Genomic DNA, 12,607 nt, shown 5'->3' on the forward strand with positions numbered 1-12,607 from the left:
ATAGACAACTATTTTATTATGGGGGAGAATTAATGGGTAATAAGAAGAGAAGGAAGAAAGCTCAGCTTCCTTTCCGGATTAACATATTGTTTTTTGTCGTTTTCCTTATGTTCTCCGTACTGGTTCTGCAACTCGGCGTTGTACAAATACTTAATGGAGAAGCATTTCAGGAGGAAATTGACCGAACGATTCAAGATACGACAAAAATACCTGTGCCACGAGGAAAAATATATGATAGTAATCATAGGGTGGTTGTCGATAATAAACCACTTTACTCGATTACTTATACACCAGCTAAAGGCACACAGGCTGAAGAAAAATTAGATGTAGCCGAAAAGCTTGCTACATTTATTTCAATGGATAGTGAAGATGATCTTGCTGGTATTACAGATAGAAATAAGCAGGAGTATGTGTACCTAAAAACAAAAGAAGATGCAGAGGAACGGGTCACACCTGAAGAAAAAAAGGAACTTAGTAATTCCGAGTTTTATCAGCTCGTGCTAGAACGTATTCCAGAAGAAGACTTAAAAGGTATTTCGAAGGAAGAATATGAAGTTATTGCAATAAAAAAAGAGCTAGATAAAGCTTATTCTCTAACACCGCAAATTGTAAAAAATGAGGATGTTACAGCAGAGGAATATGCCAAGGTTGCTGAACACCTTGATGAATTACCAGGGGTAAATGCTACGACGGATTGGGATAGAGACTACCCATATGGATATACATTCAAAAATCTGCTTGGCTCCATAACTTCACAGGAGCAAGGTATCCCTGCCGATAGTGAAGCTTATTATATGACAAGAGGTTATAGCAGGAATGACCGTGTTGGCAAAAGCGGTTTGGAAGAGTATTATGAAGAGTCACTTCGTGGCAGAAAAGAACAAATTCAATATACGACCACTAAGTCTGGCCGGGTCATTGACACTAAAACAATTGTAGAAGGTCAACGCGGTAAAGACCTTGTTTTAACTGTTGACTTGGAGTTTCAGGAAGAGGTTGACAAAATTGTTCGTGAAGAATTAAAGGCTGCTAGAAGTAAGCATCCGCACGCAAATAGGTATTTGAAAGACGCTATTGCTGTTGTCATGAATCCCAAAACTGGTGACATTTTAGCGATGAGTGGTCAAACGTACGATGAAAAAAATGACGAATATAATAACTCTGAATATAAAGCAATGCAGGATGCTCATCGTCCAGGTTCCATTGTTAAAGGAGCGACTGTTTTAGCTGGTTATGAATCAGGTGTTATAACTCCCGGTCAAGTATTTAATGATCGAACTATCAACATAGCAGGAACGCCGTCTAAAAGTTCCTATTCGAATTTAGGCCCAGTTAATGATTATGAAGCTTTGAGACGCTCATCCAATGTCTATATGTTCTATATTGCCCTAAAAATGGGAGGGGAAAATAGGTATCCTTTTCCAAATGAAAGTAAAGCAGCTTTTGATACGGCAGCATGGCAACAAATGAGAAATTACTTTCAACAATTTGGATTGGGTGTAAAGACAGGTATTGATTACCCATTTGAATCAACAGGATACTCTGGAAAAAGTGCAAGGGATCCCGGCCTTTTAATGGACTTTGCAATTGGCCAATATGACACTTTTACTACGTTACAAATGGCACAATACGTTTCTACAATTGCAAATGACGGTTACCGAGTTAGCCCCCATTTTTTAAAGGAAATTCGAGAACCTGGAGTATCCGATGAAAAACTGGGTTCAATCTCTAAAAGTGTAAATACGAAGGTATTAAATCGTATTCAAATGGATCAGGATTTAATTGCCCGTGTGCAAGAAGGGTTCCGACAAGCATTTCAGGAACAGAGAGGTACAGGAACTAGTCATTTTGGAGATAAAGATTACAACCCTGCTGGAAAGACAGGAACTGCAGAAGATGAAGTATATGAAAATGGAGTGAAAACGGATGTAGAAAATCTCTCACTTGTTGGTTACGCTCCGTTCGATGATCCAGAAGTTGCCTTTGCAGTAATTGCACCAAAAACTGGAATAGTAAAAAACCAATATAGTATTAATAAAGAGATTGGCTCTCGCATTCTCGATACGTATTTTGATCTGAAAGAAGAACGTGTAGAAAAAGAAATAGAAGAAAATGAAGAAGAAAACTAAGCATGAAAAAGCTCTCCTAAATGGGAGAGCTTTTTTGTTTACAAAAAATTAATATGTGGTAAATAGTTGGTTAACATTTACCTGTTAGGCTAGGAATATGCTGGATCAAAAAGGGGGAGATTTCATGACGACTCGTGGTCTGTTTCATCATGAATTAGAAGAAATTAATAATGATATTGTCCGTTTAGCGGATCTGACGGAGAATGCATTATTAAATGCAATCAATGCATTATTTAATAAAGACACAGAGCAAGCAAAACAAATAATTGAACAAGATCTTAATATTGATAAGCTGGAAATTGATATTAATGATAAAACAATTCTACTTATCGCCAAACAACAGCCTGTAGCAACAGATTTGAGAAGGCTAATTATTGCATTAAGAATTGTTACAGATTTAGAACGTATGGCAGATAATGCTAAGAACATTGCAACTTCTACCACATATTTAGGCGAAGGAGACGGGGTAGTTTTACCCGAAGGTCTTAAGAAAATGAAAGAAATCGCCATAGAAATGCTTCACACTGCTTTGAAGGCTTTTAAAGAAGAGGATGTAACACTTGCAAGTAGCCTTTCGGAGATGGACGATAAAGTGGATCGGTTGTATAAGTTAATTATAAGTGAATTGCTTGGTGAAACAGCTACTAACCCTGATAAAATTCAGTATGTGATGCAGGTCGCTTTTTGTGCAAGATACTTAGAACGCTATGCAGATCATATTACAAACATCGGGGAAAGTATTCTTTTTCTTGTTAAAGGTGAAAATTATAACTTAAATTAAAAAACAGTATGGCAGTTTACACCTGCCATACTGTTTATTTTGTTATTGCTTCTGCCACTTCATATTGACTCATACCAGTTTTAAGCTCATATTCCCCAATTTGCACTTTAAGGTGATAATCATTATCTATTAGGTATTCGTTAAAGTTCCCAGCATCTTTAATAATCTTATTTTTCTCTAAAACGGAACTGATATCAGAAGACGCCATTCCTTCTTTAATTGATAATGTGTAGGAAGTATTTTCCTCTTCCTCTTCCTCTTCTTCTTCACTGGAGCTTTCAACATCAGAATCATCAGTATCGTCTTCTTCTTTTCCTTCATTGTTAGAAGAATCTTCTTCATTGGATGGATCTTGTCCATTTTCTTCGTTACCTTCTTCAGAGGTAATCTCAGATGAGGCTGTTTTACTGTCATCCCTCCCTACAGAGGCTGCAATGTATTCTTCTTTGTTTAAGACGTAGTAGCCTTTTTGTTCTACAAGGTCAATAAGGTCCTCAGCAGCTAAATCTTCCACAGAGCTATCAGGTGAACCGAAAAAGAAGATTCCGCCTAGTAACAGTAATCCAGCAGTAAATAACCCTATAGCAAACGAGCGTACACTTTGTTTCATTGGTTTCTCCTTTATAAATACAGATTGTTACCTTTAAAATTAGTTGCTTTTTGTTAAGTCTTCTGAAATGTTTTCAGTAAGTAATTCCTCTTCCAAAATCTTAATTTTTTTCTTCATTTGATATGTATCTTGCATTGTTGAGATAGAGAACTGTTCAAGTTGGGTTTCCAACTCTTCAATTCGGTCATTCATGAAGAAAGACAGAACGAATAACACAATAGCAACCACAAGAATAGCAATGACTGCGAATAACATTTTTCAACCTCCTTATTCTAAGCAAATGCTTAATTTGAGTCATTTCGCTTTTATTCTACATTACTAGTTATATCATATAAACAGTGACTAGACCATAGTAAATATATGGTTTCGAAAGGGAACCAACGTGGATGGTTTACGTATAAATCAAGCACTGCGGTAAAATTTCAATTAGCTATTTTCTTTTGTATATAAACCCGAGCCATCACTCATTCTGTTTAAAAAAAGCTTCCTTCAGAACGTAAATATAATTATTCAAAGAAATTTTTTGTTGCTTCTTGATAGTTTAACGAAATTCTGCTATTATTATTAAGTCTGAAATGAATGCAGAACTGCCTATAAGCAAGTTTCTTATAGTTTGGAGGGAAAAATATGCGCGTAAACATTACACTAGCTTGTACTGAAACAGGTGATCGTAACTATATTTCGACTAAAAACAAACGTACGAATCCTGAACGTATTGAGCTTAAGAAATATAGTCCACGTCTTAAAAAACACACTTTACATCGCGAGACTAAATAATTAACAACCAACAGAACTCCTGTCATATTTGGCAGGGGTTTTATTTCTATAGAAGGAGCTGATTGCTTTGATAAAAGCGGAACTGCGTGCTAGTTCAATAGAATTCCTAAAAAATATAAGTGACGAAGACAGATACATAACAGAACAATCACTAAAGCATCAGTTTGTCTCCCATTTCCTCTGGGAGCAAGCATCTACTATAGGTATAACCATCTCCCAAGCTATAGAGTGGGATACAAAACCCATTATTAAGGCGGCATGGGAAGCTGGAAAGACTGTATGTGTTCCTAAATGTTCTCCAAAGGCTAAAACTCTAACCTTTTATAAGCTAGATTCATTCGAGCAATTAGAGGTTGTTTACTATAATCTTCTCGAACCGAACCCTGATCTGACATCACCAGTTGGAAAAGAAGAAATAAATCTATTAGTAGTACCAGGCCTTACTTTTGACAAACAAGGTTACCGGATCGGTTTTGGTGGGGGATATTATGATCGTTATCTTGCCGATTTCTCCAATTCAACGATTTCACTTATCCATTCTAAACAGTTAGTTGATAGGGTACCAAGAGAGTTATTTGATATTCCTGTGGAACATACTATCATTGCATAAAGGATATATACTTCATGTATAAATATTCTAAGACCTCCCCAAACTAAGATCACATTACAAAAAGAGGGTGAGAGGTTTGCGAATAACAACAATAGTATTAGCAATTTTAGGCATCATTGGCATTGTGTATAAGTGGCGATACCGTATTATGAATACATTGTTAGCAATCAGTTTCTTACGAAGACTTGCTGTTACTTTATCCATGAATATGCCTACTATTCGGTCAAAAATATTACCAAGTTTGTTCGGAAAGCAAACAAATGAAATGTGAGATCAAGAAGCTGCTCAGTCAGCTTCTTTTTGTGTGCTAGCTAAACCCCTTTATAGGATATGGAGGTAAAAGTTTGGTATGATGTAAGAGCAGGGGGGGAAGAGCATGTATGTAAATGAACAATATTCAATGTATCAAATGGCATATCATCTTGTAACAAAGCATCAATTTGAGTTGTTGTATATAAATAATAAGGAAGAGGAAATTTGGCTAGAACAAAATAAAAAGCGAAACTCTAACGTAATTAGACTTGTACATAAGGGATTCGACTGGAAAAATCATTTGCGAAATGATATTGCAGTAGCCTTTCAACATGGCAAAGCTTTAAAAAAAGTTATTTCTGGTAAATTTATTACTATACATAATGTTTATTTTTCGTCCCACCCGCCCGTTGATGAATGGGAATTTCTAAAAAAGCCTATGCAATTAAATGAGAAGAACGCAACAAAGATGCATGTCTACTATATAACTGATGAAAATAGTCGTGAGGAAAAATCTCGATTATATCGTTCAATTAATGTAGTGGAACCTCTAGAGCAAAGTACCAATGAAGAGATGGAGACAGCTGTTTTAACTATCAAGAAAGCATTAGAGGATTCGATAACAGCAAAGAAAAAAGAAATCCAAGATGTATTTTTTTATGGAAAACCTTTCTTTACCTATATATTGCTAGCTATTAATTTATTTTTATTTGTCTGGTTGGAATCCAGAGGTGGCAGTGAAGATATTCGCAATCTTATAGCTTCAGGGGCAAAATATAATCCGGCTATTATAGCAGGAGAATGGTGGAGGATCATAAGCTCCATGTTCTTACATATTGGAGTTCTACACCTGATGATGAACATGCTGGCAGTATATTATTTAGGTTCTACTGTTGAAAGAATTTACGGATCGATAAGATTTATAATTATTTACTTCTTGGCTGGTATTGGAGGTGGAATTGCAAGTTTCGCTTTCTCTTTTAATGTATCAGCTGGAGCTTCAGGAGCATTGTTTGGCTTATTTGGAGCTTTGTTGTTTTTTGGACTTATTTATAAGAAAATCTTTTTCCAAACAATGGGCCGAGGCGTACTAATCATTCTTGCTATCAATATCGTATTTGGTTTTCTTGTACCGCAAATTGATTACAGTGCGCACTTAGGCGGGCTTACTGCAGGGTTTATTGTTTCTGCTATCATCCATTTGCCAGGTAAGAGAAGGGTTTTCTCACAACTTAGTGCATTAATTATCTATATTCTGCTCATTAGTGGGCTCATCATTTATGGGTTACAACATAATGAAAATAGCCAGGAATATCATTTAATGCATATAGACCAGCTTTTACAAGAAGAAAAGTATCAGAAGGTTGTGGAAGTTGCTACAGAAGCACTTACAAAAGATGGTGAGCTGAAGGCAAATCTACTTTTCCAAAGGTCATACGCATATATCCAACTGGATCGCATTGAAGAAGCACAAACAGATCTCGAGAAAACAATTGAATACAACAGTAGCCTTGCAGAAGCTCATTATAACTTAGCAATAATATATACAAACAAATCGGAAATGGTTAAGGCGAAAGAAGCAATTGAACGTGCCAATCAACTTAACCCAGAAGATGAAAATATTACGAACTTACATAACCAATTAATGCAGGAAATCCCTTAATTATTTGTCTAGCAAGAGAAGGGAATAACAAAAGGAGGTAAATCGTTGCAAATTGTTGAAGTAAAAGATATTGCTACATATCAAGAAGAGCTGGCAACTTTGTTTCAAAAAGTAGTAGCTGAAGGGGCTGCACTAAATTACTTGCATCCGATGCAGTACAATATAGCAATCAATTATTGGAAGGATGTTGTTTCCGAGCAGGTTCGTTTATTTATTTGTCTGCTTGATGGTAAAGTTGTTGGTACAATACAATTACACCTCGCAGACAAAGAAAATGGACAGCACAGAGCTGAGATGGCTAAGTTAATGACAGATCCTGATACTCGGAGGAAGGGTGTAGCTAGAAAACTGCTACAGCATGCTGAACAAGCAGCCAAGCAAGAAAAGAGATCTCTTATTTTGTTGGATACAGCAAAGGGATCCTCAGCTAATATCCTTTACCAATCAGAAGGGTATATATTATTCGGGCAAGTGCCAGCTTATTCTCAGGACGCCTTTGGTAACTACAAAGATAATAATTTCTATTATAAGGAAATATAGGCTCTAAAATATTTGTTGGGGTACAGAGAAAATTTCACCAAATAAAAACACGCAAACTCCGAATTTTGTTAGACTTGTTTTAACCACAAAACAAAAACAAAAGGAGTTGCGTGTAAGTGAATTTTAACATGTCTTTACCAGATTTAGAAGACTTTCGCATAAAAAAAACAGTTGAAAATGGTGGAGTTTTTCAGCTTCATGTGGAACTAGATGCCAAGCCCCATAGTTGTCCAGCGTGCAGCACCCTTACAGAAAAGGTTCACGATTACCGCATTCAAAAGATACAGCATACGAAACTATTTGTGAGAGAAACACTGATCCTTTACCGTAAGCGTCGCTATAAATGTAGGAAATTAGGTTGTGAAAAGCGCTTTTATGAGAACAATTCGTTAGTAGAACGCTATCAGCGTCAGACAAAAGAATTTAAACAGGCTATTGCAATGGAACTTATCCATGGGAAGAATTTTCGAGCTATTGCCTCTCGATTTAATACTTCCTCGACGACTGTAATGCGTAGGTTTGATGAAGTGGGTTCAACCTTTTTGAAGGAGACGAAGGAGTTGCCTTCTGTTATCGCTATTGATGAGTATAAGGGAGATTCTGCTGGAGAAAAATTTCAAACCATCATTGCGGATCCAGTGAATCGGAAGCCCCTTGAGATCCTGTCGGATAGAAAAAAAGAAACAGTAGAAGCCTATTTAAAAGAACATGGACAGAAAGTTGAAGTAGTGGTAATGGATATGAGCCCTTCATTCAAGGCAGCCGTTGACCAAGCACTAGGAAAACCAATTGTAGTAGCTGACCGTTTTCATTTTTGTCGTCATATTTATTGGGCACTTGAGCGCGTCAGAAGAAAAGTACAAAAAGAATTTAGCGACTATGATCGTAAAAAGTGTAAGCAAATGAAGCATGTATTTAATAAGAAGAGTGAAACGTTAACAGATAAGCAACGCTGGTATCTGGAACGATACTTAAAAATGTCGGATACATTGCGAAATGCATATCAGTTAAAGGAAGCATATCGGTGTTGGTTTGAAGAAGCGAAGGCCCTAGGGCCTTCTAATTTAACAGCAGTAAAAGAGCGTTTATATGAGTTTTACGACTTAGTGAAAGCATCTGGGATCGAAGAATTCAAGAAGGTTGTGGGAACCTTCCAAAACTGGCAAAAAGAAATTATGAATAGTTTCGCCTTTAACTTACATAATGGCTACGTTGAGGGTATTAACAACCAGACGAAAGTAATAAAAAGGAACGCTTTTGGTTATCGTCGATTTGATCGGTTTAGATTGAGAGTCTTATTACATCACCAATATAAAAATATAAATGGGCGAGTCGCATAAAGAAGGAGTGAGCGTTAGCTCACCCCAACATTTGACTTAGAACCGAAATATAATGAACGAAGCTTGCAGATTAGTGAAACTAAAAAAAGTGCCATGGGCACTTTTTTAGTTTTTCGTGAGTTTATATTTCTGTATAAGTTGCTTCTTGTTACCGTTTAACTCATAGAGCACAAGTAAATGGTCGAGATCTTTACTAAAGAGGACTATTGGAATATAGCTGATGGGTTGTTTGTTGGTTTGTTTTGTAGCAGGTACTATATAATTTTTATATAGACCTTCCCACAGTTGACCCATTATCTTATCCGTTTCTTGCTGTGTTAATGAGGGTAAGGGCTTGGTTTGATAGGTAGATAGGTTTGTCAAAGGGACTGAAAGATAGTTAGAACTATCAATGTCAAAATGGGTGAATAGCTGGTTCCAATGAAATATTAATTGTTGACGTGTTGTTTTGTCTAATAGGTTTTTCCATTCCACCTCATAGTTATTTTGAGGTGTTTTAAATGATTCTAAGCTAGTAGTAGGAGAGTCAATAACATATAACCGATCAGACGATATTTGTTGTATGCTTTTAATCGTTTTGTCTTGATTATGAATTTCACCGTGATGGAAAGTGATCGCTTGGAAAAAGCTGCTATCTTCATGAAATAGTCTTTCTTTTATGTTAATGGTGTCCGTATTTTGCTTCCATTTGCTACGCACACCATGCAGTCTTCCATTATCATACAATAGAGAAGTATCCTGTCTTAGATAAGTTGGTGTATCACTCTTGGAATTTGCTGACCAAATAATTTCATATGAATCATTTCCATTTTCTGAGAACAATGAGATATCTGTTTTAGCCTCTTCTATTTGTTGGTCATTTGCCAGAGGAAAATAAGTGATCGCTGGCATTGTATGCATGTTTACAATATAAATTATGGCCGCTGAACTGATTGAAACAATTATGATCGAAAGTAATCCCCATTTATTCATCTATTATTCACCCTCTAGAGTAGCTTGTCTACTCCATTGTATGAGAATGGAGTAGAAGTTATGTTATATGTATAGAAAACACCCCAACTAGTAACACTACCGTTATGAATAAAAAGAGTTGGGTGAAGATATGTCAGAAAAAGAGAATAAAGAAAAAATTATGTACTCAAGCTATGATAAAAATGTAGACTATTTATCTGATCGACTTGGTGTAGACAAAAGCTTTGATATTATCAAATTGGATTTGGAGTATGCCGGTAGACGGATGGCACTTTTTCTAATTGATGGATTTGCTAAAGACGATATTTTGCACCTATTGATGAAGTTACTTGCAAAATTAGAGCCTGAAGACATTGAACCAGACCCATTAGCCAAATTACTAAAAACTTATATTCCCTATGTAGAAATTGAACAGGTAGATGATCTAAATCTTGCTACAGACCAAATATTAGCTGGTCCTTCTGCATTAATCGTAGAAGGTATTAACAAAGTAATCATGATTGATGCAAGAACATATCCAGCAAGAACTCCCGCGGAGCCTGATTTGGAAAGGGTGGTTAGAGGGTCCAGAGATGGTTATGTGGAAACGCTTGTATTCAATACTGCTTTAACCAGAAGAAGGGTCCGCGATCGGACACTTAGAATGGAATATACACAAGTTGGACGCCGTTCAAAAACAGACATTTGTATTTGTTATATTGAAGATATTGCGGACATGAAAAGGGTTAACCACTTGAAAGAAGTATTAGATCAAATTGATACGGATGGACTACCGATGGCAGAAAAAACCATTGAAGAATTTCTTAGTGGGCGTTACTGGAATCCATATCCGACCGTTCGGTACACAGAAAGACCCGATACTGCAGCGTCCCATCTTTATGAGGGGCATGTATTGCTAATCATAGATGGCTCCCCTAGTGTTATGATTACACCGGCAACGTATTGGCATCATATGCAGCATGCTGAAGAGTATAGACAGAAACCTTTGGTTGGAGCCTATTTACGTTTGATAAGATTTATCGCTGTATTTGCTTCCATTTTTATATTGCCACTTTACTATTTATTTTCCGTGAATCCCGAACTTCTACCAAAGGGACTAGAGTTTATCGGACCAAACCAAATGGGTGTTATACCTATATTAGTTCAATTTATTATAGCGGAAATCGGTATAGATGTCTTACGGATGGCTGCCATTCATACGCCTTCTTCTTTAGCAACTGCTTTAGGCTTAGTGGCAGCCATCTTAATTGGACAAATCTCTGTAGAAGTAGGATGGTTCTCAAATGAGGTGGTATTGTATTTAGCAGTTGCTGCAATAGGGACGTATGCAACACCTAGTTATGAAATGAGTTTGGCAAATCGGCTGGTCCGTATCTTTTTGTTAATTTGTACTTCGTTATTTGGCGTGATGGGCTATGTAACTGGGATTACGTTATGGATACTTTATCTTGCCAGAATGCAGTCCTTTCATATACCTTACTTCTGGCCTTTTTTACCATTTTCACACCGACCATTTCGGGATATTTTCGTACGAGCTCCAATTCCATTGAAAAACAGAAGACCAGTCTTTTTAAATCCGCAGGACCCCGATCGCTAACAGGGTCCTGCTTTTTTTAATAGGAACAATGATTATTAAACTACATAATCCATTATTATTCTAATTCCTATTACAAAAGAAGTTTGGTATAATTAAATTTGGTGATTTTTATGAAAACAATTTATGATGTTCAACAATTACTTAAACGCTACGGGACATTTATATATACTGGAGACCGGTTGGGTGACTTGGAGTTAATGGACATGGAACTAACCGAATTGTATAAATGGGGATTTATTGATGGGAAAGATTATACAATTGCAAAACTACTTATAAGAAACCAACTATCACAAATAGAAAAAGAAATAAGGGGGAAAACGTGACATGGCACAAGGTAAATGGATTGCAGGGGTAGATATCGGGGGAACTACTGTTAAAATTGGCATAATCTCTACGGATGGTGTTATCCATAAGAAATGGGAGATTAATACAGATAAATCAGATGGCGGAATACACATTATAGAAGATATTTGGGCTTCGGTTAATAAGCAACTAGACGAATCTGGCATTCCTCTAAGCAACGTATTAGGGGTTGGTTTAGGAGCTCCAGGTTTTATTGATGGAGATACAGGATACATCTTTGAAGCTGTTAATATTGGCTGGAAGAACTATGATTTGCCGAAACATTTGAAAGCAATTTCAGGGGTTCCGGTTTTTGTAGAGAACGATGCTAACGTAGCTGTTTTAGGGGAGAACTGGAAAGGCGCAGGTCAACAAGAGAAAAATGTTATCGCTATTACGCTAGGGACAGGAGTAGGCGGTGGAGTCATTGCAAATGGAGAGATTCTAAATGGTGCAAATGGTATGGCGGGTGAAATTGGCCATATGACCATCGAAAAAAACGGAAGACTTTGTAATTGTGGTAGGTCTGGATGTCTAGAAACAATAGCCTCTGCTACTGGAATTGTGAGACAAGCGATGGAGTATATTGAATCAGATAAAAGCAGTGGGAAATTGGTTGAACATGTTGAAAAGCATGGCGTCCTTACAGCAAAGGACATCTTTGACTATGCTGCACAAGGAGAAGAAAAAGCTATATCCATTGTTAACTATACCACGGATGTACTAGGCTTGATGATTGCCAACATGGGGACACTTATTAACCCATCTAAGGTATTAATCGGTGGGGGTGTTTCAAAAGCCGGTAGTCAACTATTAGACAAAATCAAGGAGTCCTTTGATAAATACGCTTTAGAGCGGGTTAGCTCAATCTGTGAAATGAGAATCGCGGAACTTGGAAATGATGCTGGGATTATAGGAGCAGCATTTCTAGTTAAACAAAAAGTACTTCACGTTTCCTTCTAAAGCTAAACACTATTATCTATAACTTTCAAAT

The 12,607-nt window shown here is 36.8% G+C and carries 14 protein-coding genes; 11 read left to right on the top strand and 3 right to left on the bottom strand.

Annotated features, from left to right (window positions below; genetic code table 11):
• Positions 1 to 32 precede the first annotated feature (32 nt).
• Together BN985_RS10665 and phoU are read left to right on the top strand one after the other, a co-directional pair.
• Positions 33 to 2,129: a peptidoglycan D,D-transpeptidase FtsI family protein gene (locus BN985_RS10665; protein ID WP_042223446.1), complete on the top strand. Its 2,097-nt coding sequence runs from the start codon at positions 33 to 35 to the stop codon at positions 2,127 to 2,129.
• A gap of 124 nt (positions 2,130 to 2,253) precedes the next feature.
• On the top strand, positions 2,254 to 2,910 hold the full coding sequence (gene phoU, locus BN985_RS10670) for a phosphate signaling complex protein PhoU (RefSeq protein WP_042223447.1): 657 nt from the start codon (positions 2,254 to 2,256) through the stop codon (positions 2,908 to 2,910).
• Positions 2,911 to 2,944: 34 nt separating this feature from the next.
• On the opposite strand, the gene BN985_RS10675 is transcribed toward phoU, so the two are convergent.
• Together BN985_RS10675 and BN985_RS10680 are read right to left on the bottom strand one after the other, a co-directional pair.
• Positions 2,945 to 3,520 carry an MltG/YceG/YrrL family protein gene (locus BN985_RS10675; RefSeq protein ID WP_042223448.1) on the bottom strand — a complete coding sequence of 192 codons (576 nt, stop codon included), beginning with the start codon at positions 3,518 to 3,520 and terminating at the stop codon, positions 2,945 to 2,947.
• 39 nt (positions 3,521 to 3,559) lie between these two features.
• Positions 3,560 to 3,775 carry a hypothetical protein gene (locus BN985_RS10680; RefSeq protein WP_042223449.1) on the bottom strand — a complete coding sequence of 72 codons (216 nt, stop codon included), beginning with the start codon at positions 3,773 to 3,775 and terminating at the stop codon, positions 3,560 to 3,562.
• Positions 3,776 to 4,147: 372 nt separating this feature from the next.
• On the opposite strand from BN985_RS10680, the gene rpmG reads away from it, so the two are divergent.
• The 6 genes from rpmG (at position 4,148) to BN985_RS10710 (ending at position 8,702) form a co-directional block, all read left to right on the top strand.
• Positions 4,148 to 4,297: a 50S ribosomal protein L33 gene (rpmG, locus tag BN985_RS10685; protein WP_011066322.1), complete on the top strand. Its 150-nt coding sequence runs from the start codon at positions 4,148 to 4,150 to the stop codon at positions 4,295 to 4,297.
• A gap of 67 nt (positions 4,298 to 4,364) precedes the next feature.
• Complete coding sequence (locus BN985_RS10690; RefSeq protein WP_042223450.1) at positions 4,365 to 4,907, top strand: 5-formyltetrahydrofolate cyclo-ligase; 543 nt, start codon at positions 4,365 to 4,367, stop codon at positions 4,905 to 4,907.
• 76 nt (positions 4,908 to 4,983) lie between these two features.
• Positions 4,984 to 5,178, top strand: coding sequence for a hypothetical protein (locus BN985_RS10695; protein ID WP_042223451.1), 195 nt, complete (start codon positions 4,984 to 4,986; stop codon positions 5,176 to 5,178).
• A 105-nt stretch (positions 5,179 to 5,283) separates the two neighbouring features.
• Positions 5,284 to 6,822 (top strand): rhomboid family protein, encoded by a 1,539-nt coding sequence (locus tag BN985_RS10700; protein WP_042223452.1) that lies wholly within the window; start codon positions 5,284 to 5,286, stop codon positions 6,820 to 6,822.
• Positions 6,823 to 6,867: 45 nt separating this feature from the next.
• Positions 6,868 to 7,362, top strand: coding sequence for a GNAT family N-acetyltransferase (locus tag BN985_RS10705; protein ID WP_042223453.1), 495 nt, complete (start codon positions 6,868 to 6,870; stop codon positions 7,360 to 7,362).
• Positions 7,363 to 7,490: 128 nt separating this feature from the next.
• The gene (locus BN985_RS10710) at positions 7,491 to 8,702 is read left to right on the top strand and encodes an ISL3 family transposase (protein WP_084157556.1); all 1,212 of its coding nucleotides are present in this window, start codon (positions 7,491 to 7,493) and stop codon (positions 8,700 to 8,702) included.
• Between the two features lie 105 nt (positions 8,703 to 8,807).
• Here BN985_RS10710 and BN985_RS10715 read toward each other — a convergent pair whose 3' ends face one another.
• The gene (locus BN985_RS10715; protein ID WP_042223455.1) at positions 8,808 to 9,674 is read right to left on the bottom strand and encodes a hypothetical protein; all 867 of its coding nucleotides are present in this window, start codon (positions 9,672 to 9,674) and stop codon (positions 8,808 to 8,810) included.
• Between the two features lie 130 nt (positions 9,675 to 9,804).
• Here BN985_RS10715 and BN985_RS10720 point away from each other — a divergent pair, with 130 nt between their 5' ends.
• The 3 genes from BN985_RS10720 (at position 9,805) to BN985_RS10730 (ending at position 12,576) form a co-directional block, all read left to right on the top strand.
• Positions 9,805 to 11,271 carry a spore germination protein gene (locus BN985_RS10720; RefSeq protein ID WP_042223456.1) on the top strand — a complete coding sequence of 489 codons (1,467 nt, stop codon included), beginning with the start codon at positions 9,805 to 9,807 and terminating at the stop codon, positions 11,269 to 11,271.
• Positions 11,272 to 11,381: 110 nt separating this feature from the next.
• Positions 11,382 to 11,594: a YqgQ family protein gene (locus BN985_RS10725; RefSeq protein WP_042223457.1), complete on the top strand. Its 213-nt coding sequence runs from the start codon at positions 11,382 to 11,384 to the stop codon at positions 11,592 to 11,594.
• Position 11,595: 1 nt separating this feature from the next.
• Entirely contained in the window at positions 11,596 to 12,576 is a 981-nt protein-coding gene (locus BN985_RS10730; RefSeq protein WP_042223458.1) for an ROK family glucokinase, read from the top strand.
• Positions 12,577 to 12,607: the final 31 nt, after the last annotated feature.

Source organism: Oceanobacillus manasiensis (genome assembly GCF_000724085.1).
GTDB classification, from domain to species: Bacteria; Bacillota; Bacilli; order Bacillales; family Amphibacillaceae; genus Oceanobacillus_B; species Oceanobacillus_B manasiensis.

Bases quoted from the DNA above. Each gene is read 5' to 3' on its own strand.
- BN985_RS10665 (WP_042223446.1), top strand. From the start codon at position 33: ATGGGTAATAAGAAGAGAAGGAAGAAAGCTCAGCTTCCTTTCCGGATT.
- phoU (WP_042223447.1), top strand. From the start codon at position 2,254: ATGACGACTCGTGGTCTGTTTCATCATGAATTAGAAGAAATTAATAAT.
- BN985_RS10675 (WP_042223448.1), bottom strand. From the start codon at position 3,520: ATGAAACAAAGTGTACGCTCGTTTGCTATAGGGTTATTTACTGCTGGA.
- BN985_RS10680 (WP_042223449.1), bottom strand. From the start codon at position 3,775: ATGTTATTCGCAGTCATTGCTATTCTTGTGGTTGCTATTGTGTTATTC.
- rpmG (WP_011066322.1), top strand. From the start codon at position 4,148: ATGCGCGTAAACATTACACTAGCTTGTACTGAAACAGGTGATCGTAAC.
- BN985_RS10700 (WP_042223452.1), top strand. From the start codon at position 5,284: ATGTATGTAAATGAACAATATTCAATGTATCAAATGGCATATCATCTT.
- BN985_RS10710 (WP_084157556.1), top strand. From the start codon at position 7,491: ATGTCTTTACCAGATTTAGAAGACTTTCGCATAAAAAAAACAGTTGAA.
- BN985_RS10715 (WP_042223455.1), bottom strand. From the start codon at position 9,674: ATGAATAAATGGGGATTACTTTCGATCATAATTGTTTCAATCAGTTCA.
- BN985_RS10720 (WP_042223456.1), top strand. From the start codon at position 9,805: ATGTCAGAAAAAGAGAATAAAGAAAAAATTATGTACTCAAGCTATGAT.
- BN985_RS10725 (WP_042223457.1), top strand. From the start codon at position 11,382: ATGAAAACAATTTATGATGTTCAACAATTACTTAAACGCTACGGGACA.
- BN985_RS10730 (WP_042223458.1), top strand. From the start codon at position 11,596: ATGGCACAAGGTAAATGGATTGCAGGGGTAGATATCGGGGGAACTACT.